At 43.1% G+C, this 1084-nt stretch carries 2 protein-coding genes; both read right to left on the bottom strand.

The genetic code is table 11. The features are described from left to right. On the bottom strand, positions 1–198 hold a 198-nt coding region (locus HZR20_RS14375), incomplete at its 3' end, for a hypothetical protein (RefSeq protein ID WP_220132805.1). Positions 199–375: 177 nt separating this feature from the next. Next, on the bottom strand, positions 376–1084 hold a 709-nt coding region (locus HZR20_RS14315; RefSeq protein WP_220132804.1), incomplete at its 5' end, for a hypothetical protein.

Genomic DNA, 1084 nt, shown 5'->3' with positions numbered 1-1084 from the left:
TTCAGAGTCGTTACGTACCGCCTTCTGTATGCCAAGCATCAGAACGGTATATACGATCACAGATCCAATAAAAATACAAAAGAGGGAATATAAAATCGTATCTCCATATAGCAATCCAGTAAAGCCCCATGTTATCATAACGAGTCCAATGGCAAAGCTAATTCCATATGTCGCAAACGTAAATGTGTCTGTACTCATTGCCCGAAATTAATTCCAATGCAACATATTTTTTATCCATTGTCGGTCCTTCGCACCCTGCCAGCGATATAATTCTGTGAACGCTCTTGAGTAGTGGAACATTGATCGGTGCGTTGTAGTTTCTGGAAGGCACAGCGAGCAAAATTGAGATATTACTGAGTTGTATTAGATTTTACATTAAATTGTTATGTCATTCCGTTTCTTCCAATAATCTATCCGAGATGATGCGCTTACTGAGATGGGTCCTGCACTGAGACCATAACTAATCGAACCCGGTTGATCCAATACTTCCCAGGAGTGTGTATAGGTCCCATAAATATTGCAAGATTCAGATTCTAACTTTTCATATGTTACACTCATTTCTCCTTTCCTTTTGGACTCATCTGGAACATCCGGTGAGAGTCCGGCATCTAGGTCTGGATCGTTAAACCCACCAATTACGCCTTCAGAGCCACGCTTTCGAAGTTTAGTTCGGTCACCTAGATCCCAACTTATGGGTCTAACTCTGTCTGCTGCAAATGTAATTCCAACACCATTTCTGGGCCCCGCGCCATCAAATGGGGCACGGGTGTCGTTGAAATCAAGATTCCAGGTCAACGTAGACGTGAATGATCCATCTATATTACACTTCCCAAAGTGATGGAACTCACTGTCACTTTTACTATATTCCGACATGATACTTACACTATTGTTTGGCTCTCCCTGCTCTTGTGGGGGCCGCAGGTCCACAACCGAATGTTCATATTCGATATCATTTCTTTTGCATATACGCTCTGCGACCTGGAAATTCCGGTTTTTTAGGTTTATTTTTATAGCCTCAGCCACACCATTATGCGACCGGCGACGAGAACGATCACTTGTGCCGCCTGCAGTTCCAATGGCTGAA

Origin of the sequence: Halorhabdus salina (genome assembly GCF_013839425.1) — an archaeon.
Taxonomy (GTDB): Archaea; Halobacteriota; Halobacteria; order Halobacteriales; family Haloarculaceae; genus Halorhabdus; species Halorhabdus salina.
Note: the sequence above shows the minus strand (reverse complement) of the source record. Positions and strands in the feature narration are given on the sequence as shown.